Annotated in this window: 5 protein-coding genes; 2 read left to right on the top strand and 3 right to left on the bottom strand. The window is 66.8% G+C overall.

Going from position 1 to position 4,590, the window contains the following annotated elements; genetic code table 11:
* Positions 1-1,119, bottom strand: a 1,119-nt coding sequence (locus ACGF4F_RS37295; RefSeq protein WP_393085234.1) for a glycogen debranching N-terminal domain-containing protein, incomplete at its 3' end; no start/stop codon positions are given.
* The gene (locus ACGF4F_RS37290) at positions 1,116-1,493 is read right to left on the bottom strand and encodes an SCP2 sterol-binding domain-containing protein (RefSeq protein ID WP_357447948.1); all 378 of its coding nucleotides are present in this window, start codon (positions 1,491-1,493) and stop codon (positions 1,116-1,118) included. The genes ACGF4F_RS37290 and ACGF4F_RS37295, both read right to left, overlap by 4 nt.
* A gap of 190 nt (positions 1,494-1,683) precedes the next feature.
* Between ACGF4F_RS37290 and ACGF4F_RS37285 the strand changes: the two genes are divergently transcribed.
* Positions 1,684-2,094, top strand: a complete 411-nt coding sequence (locus tag ACGF4F_RS37285) for an SCP2 sterol-binding domain-containing protein (RefSeq protein WP_357447945.1) — start codon at positions 1,684-1,686, stop codon at positions 2,092-2,094.
* A gap of 121 nt (positions 2,095-2,215) precedes the next feature.
* Here ACGF4F_RS37285 and ACGF4F_RS37280 read toward each other — a convergent pair whose 3' ends face one another.
* A complete protein-coding gene (locus ACGF4F_RS37280) occupies positions 2,216-3,352 on the bottom strand; it encodes an RNA-guided endonuclease TnpB family protein (RefSeq protein ID WP_357447942.1) in 1,137 nt (378 codons plus the stop codon).
* 116 nt (positions 3,353-3,468) lie between these two features.
* Here ACGF4F_RS37280 and ACGF4F_RS37275 point away from each other — a divergent pair.
* A partial coding sequence (locus tag ACGF4F_RS37275; protein WP_357447939.1) for a glycogen debranching N-terminal domain-containing protein occupies positions 3,469-4,590 on the top strand: 1,122 nt, incomplete at its 3' end.

Genomic DNA, 4,590 nt, shown 5'->3' with positions numbered 1-4,590 from the left:
GGCGCGCTCGAGCAGCCGCACCGTGTCGGCGTCGCCGGTCCAGCGTTCGTACTCGTCGAGCAGGATCACGAAGAGCGGCGTCGCGTCGGCGCTGCCGAAGTACGGCGCGTGCGGCTGCTCCTCGAACCCGACCGTCTCGCCGTACCGCAACTCGTGCAGGATCTTTCCCGGCTCCTCCTCCCGAAAGTCGTCGAGCACAGCGCCCTGAGTGAGCGCCAGCAGGCGTAGCGTCGTGGCCGCGAGGTCCGGCGCGAACGGCAGCGCCTGCAGGCTGGTGAACACGCTGTCCCGGCCGAAGATGGCCATGAACCACGGCAGCCCGGCGGCGGGCAGGGTCTGCCCGCCGCCCGTCAGGGGGGTGAAACGCAGGGCGGCGAGATCGACCAGGCAGCGCCGGTACGTCTTCGTCAGCGCCGCGGAATCGCAGACCAGGCGGGGCGCCTCGGCCAGCCAACGGTCCAGCTCGCGGCGCATCTCCTTCGTCTTTCGGCTAGTCCTGCCCTGGAGGCTCTCGCGGATGTCCCGCCCGTCGGGGCCCAGGGTGCGCACGTGCAGCTCGGTAGCCCACTGTCCGTGCGGGCCGATACGGATGTCGTACGTCAGCCCGTCCTCGTCGACCCGCGCCGGCTCGCTGGTGGAGATGATCGTCTCCCGCCGGAACCTGTCGCGCTCGTACCCGAGGCACAGGCGCCCGCTTTCCACACGTGCGTGATATTTTCCGCGCTTGGCCTGGACATCCTTGATCTCGAACAGGTCGGCGAAGTCGCTCTCGATCTCGACCTGGATCCGCAGATCGACCGGCCGGCTCCTGTGGTTGATCACCGTCAGTCGCTCGGTGAAACTCCCGCCGATACAGCGTTCCCGGATGGCCGAGACCTGGGCGTCGGCGAGAGCGGGGGTGGCCGGGACGAGGAAGAAGCGCTTTTCGAAGTACTCGACCTCGTCGACGGTGAGCGTGGTGAGCCGTTCCCCGTCGATGCGCAGAAGCCATTTCGACAGGAATCGCGTGTCGAAGGAGAACAATCCGGTCGGGACGTTCGGAGACGCGTCGATGTCGCCGTTGTCCTCACTGACCACGAACGTGTTGCCGTCCAGCAGTCTGACGAGGTCCTCTTTCATGTCCGCTGTCCCTGCTCGCGGGCGAAGTCCCGCGGGTGGCGCGCACCCGAGGGCCCCGGGATGATCCGCTGGATGAGCCGAGCCAGGCGCACGTCGCCCTCGGCCGAGAGTTCGTGACGCAACCACGCCGAGTAGACATTGGTCTCGCCGCCGACGATCCGCTCGAAGAGTGCCCGGTCAACCCGAACGACGAGGTCCGCTTCGCGATCTTCACGCGACACCCGGATATCGCCGTTGCAGATCACCAGGAGCCAGTGGTCAATTCCGCGTTCGTGCTCAAGGTCGAAGCGTACGGCGGCGTCGGCCTCCTGGAGCAGGGGTTCATGGCCCCGGCGGCCGAGCCCACTGAACAATTCCGCGGCGCGATCGGACATCAAGACTCCCTCGGCTCGACTCCCGACGCGGCCAAGGTAGTGCGCCGAGGGGTACTCCGGCATCACCCGCACCGGGTGAGACCGGCCATGTCCTCGCTGGTCCCGAGGCGGTGACGGGCAGCCTCGCCGCCGCCTCGATTTCACCCGCCGCGGGTGATGCCACCACGCGGCGGGTGGAGCGATCCTGGCCATGGCGCTCGAGCTTCTGGGAGGACCTCTGATGTCGGATGTGACCAGAAAATTCTTCGCCGAACTCCCCCGCCAAGGACGCGTGCTCAAGAAGACCACCGGCACCATCCGCTTCGACCTGGACCACGATCACGGGACGGACCACTGGTTCATCAGCATCACGAACGGGGACATCCGGGTGACGAGGGAAGAGCACAGCGCGGACATCGTCATCCGCACCGACAACGCCTCGTTCGACCGGATGGTGCTCGGCGAGATCAAACCGGAACCGGCATGGCTGCGGAACGAACTCACGAGCGACGGGGAATTCCGGCTCATCATCCTGCTGGAACGGCTCTTCCCCGAGTCCCCGGGTGAGCACCATCCGCGAGCCTTCACCGGCGGCGGCGGCGAACAGAGGCGGCGGACTTGACATCCTCCCGGCCCTGGATGGCCGGGATTCTCACGGTCGCCCGTGAGGTTTCCTGTTTCATCGCCGATTGCCTTTCCGGGAGGATTTTCCCTTGAGGTCTTACATCAGCTCCGCAGGCGTTTCACCTCTCCGCCAGCCCGGCGGCGAGGATGTTGCGAGCAGCGTTGATGTCCCGGTCGTGCTCGGCCCCGCAACCCGGGCACGTCCAGATGCGCACGTTGAGTGCGAGGGTGGTGTTGACCTGTCCGCACCCGGAGCAGGTTTTGGACGAGGGCAGCCACCGGTTGATGGGGATCACCTCACGCCCGTACCACTGGGCTTTGTACTCCAGCATGCTGCGGAACTGGCCCCAGCCTGCGTCGGAGATGACGCGGGCAAGACGGCGGTTGCGGAGCATGTTCCGCACGCTGAGGTCTTCGATCGCGACCGTTTGAGTCTCACGGACGAGTCCAGTGGTCAGCTTGTGCAGATGGTCCCGCCGCTGGTCGGCGATACGAGCGTGGATCCGGGCCACCGTGAGCCGGGTCTTGGCCGGGTTGTTGGAGCCGTCCTGTTTGCGGGCCAGGTTCCGCTGCGCCTTGGCGAGCTTGCGCCGGTCGGCCTGCCCGTACCGCGGGTTGGCCACCTTGCCCCGCTCGTCACTCACCCCCGGCATCGGGCAGGACAGGGTGAGCAGACTGGTGATGCCCGCGTCCACACCAACCTCCGCCGCAACCGGCGGCAGCGGCTTCACCGCCGGGTCCTCGACCAGCAGGGACACGAACCAGCGGCCGGCAGCGTCCCGGGACACGGTGACCGTCGAGGGTTCCGCCCCCTCCGGCAGGGGCCGCGACCACACGATGTTCAACGGCGCGTTCATCTTCGCCAGAGTGAGCCGGCCGTCACGCCAGCGAAACGCGGAGCGGGTGTATTCGGCCGACGCCCGCGACTTGCGTTTGGACTTGAACCTCGGATGCCGGGCCCGCTTGTCCCAGAACGCCACGAACCCGGCCTGCAGATGCCGCAGCGTCTGCTGCAACGGCACCGAGGACACCTCGTTCAGGAACGTCAGGTCATCGGTGCGCTTCCACTCCGTCAGCCACCCCGACGACTCAACGTACGTGGTGCGCCGACGGTCGACCGCCCACGCCCGAGTGCGGGCCTCCAACGCTCGGTTGTACACCACACGCACGCACCCGAAGGTGCGGTTCAACTGCCCAGCCTGTTCAGGAGACGGGTAGAAGCGGTACTTGTAAGCCCGCTTCACCACATCACCCACGGCCCACATCCTAACAACTGTCCATGTAAGACGATCACAGAGGGGAGGGAGCGGCGTTTCCTCCCGGCCGTAAATGGCCGGGTTTCCACGCCGCAATTCCGATGAAACCCGGCCTCGTGCGGATCCTGGACGGCAACATCTTCGTATTGAGCCAGGACAGCGGCGACATCGAGACGGCCCAAGGCGACCCGTCCGGATTCTTCACGCTCGACACGCGATGCCTGTCGCTGTGGCGGCTGAGCGTCAACGGTGAGCGATTGCACTCGCTGGCCTTGGACGATTCGCAGTACTTCGAGGCGCGTTTCTTCCTGGTGCCCGGCGCCCCCACCCACTACGTGGACGCCAAGGCCTCGGTCATCCGCGAGCGCTCGGTGGTCGGCAGTTTCGAGGAGCGTCTGACCGTCTTCAACCATTCGGATGAACCAGCGAAATTCACCATTCGGGTCGAGGCGGACTCGGACTTCCTCCCGCTGTGGGCGGTAGCCGAGGGCGGGAGATATGAGCGGCTCGGCCGGATATACAAACGCGTCGCGGACGGGTGCCTGTGCCTCGGGTACGAGCGCGACAGGTTCCGGCGGGAGACGATCATCTCTACCAGCGAGCCGGCGCGGGTCGACGAGGACGGCCTGACGTACGACATCCGCATCGGACCACACGGGCAGTGGAGCACCACGCTGCATGTCCGGGGTCTCGTGCTGCGTCCCGACGGTGACGACGTCCGGGCGCATCTGCACCCCGCCCCGCATCGGCGGAACAAACCGGAACTCGAGCAGGACCTCGAGCAGTGGCTCGCCGAGACGCCACAGCTGTCGTGCGACTGGACGCCACTGGAGCAGACGTACCGGCGTAGCCTGGTCGATCTCGCCGCCCTGCGGTTCTACACGCTGGCGCTGCCGAGCGAGCCGATGCCGGCCGCCGGCCTGCCGTGGGCCGCAACCGCCACCGGCCGCGACTCGATCCTTACCAGTCTGCAGGCGCTGCCAATCGTGCCGGACCAAGCCGTGGCCACCTTGCGCCTACTCGCCCTCGATCAGGCTGCCGTCCTCGACGACTTCCGCGACGAGGAGCCGGGAAAGATCATGCACGAGTTCCGGTACAGCGAGTTGTCCGCGTTCGAGGAGCAGCCTGACACGCCGTACTTCGGCAGCGCGGACGCGACGCCTCTCTTCGTGATCCTGCTCGACGAGTACGAACGCTGGTCGGGAAACGCGGACCTGGTGCACGAATTCGAGGCCGAG

It is taken from the genome of Micromonospora sp. NPDC047740 (genome assembly GCF_043204735.1).
Classification (GTDB): domain Bacteria; phylum Actinomycetota; class Actinomycetes; order Mycobacteriales; family Micromonosporaceae; genus Micromonospora.
Note: the sequence above shows the minus strand (reverse complement) of the source record. Positions and strands in the feature narration are given on the sequence as shown.